General features: G+C 78.3%; 1 protein-coding gene. It reads left to right on the forward strand.

The features are described 5' to 3' along the window. Positions 1-383 (forward strand): SDR family oxidoreductase (locus LPA54_RS41875; RefSeq protein ID WP_228985571.1); only part of this gene is annotated, 383 nt, incomplete at both ends.

The following is a 383-nucleotide window of genomic DNA, read 5'->3' on the forward strand; positions in this document are numbered from 1 at the left end:
ACGTGGGAGGGCGCGCTGCGCGGGGCCGACGCGGCCTATCTGGTGCACCCGGCCGACGTGGGCGCGCCGGGGACGGCCGAGGCGGTCGGCGAGCTGGCGGCGGCCGCCCTGGGCGTGGGGGTGCGGCGGCTGGTGCTGCTGTCCGCGCGGGGGGAGGACCAGGCGCTGCCCACGGAGGAGGCGCTGCGGGCGTCCGGCGCGGACTGGACGGTGGTGCGGTCGGCGTGGTTCGCGCAGAACTTCGGCGAGGGACCGCTGGCCGGGGAGCTGCGCCGCGGGGAGCTGGTGTTCCCGGCGGGCGAGGTGGCGGAGCCGTTCGTCGACGTGCGGGACGTCGCGGACGTGGTGGTGGCCGCGCTCGCCGGCGGCTGTCTCTTATACAC

This window comes from Streptomyces sp. DH12, from assembly GCF_020873895.1.
GTDB lineage: Bacteria > Actinomycetota > Actinomycetes > Streptomycetales > Streptomycetaceae > Streptomyces.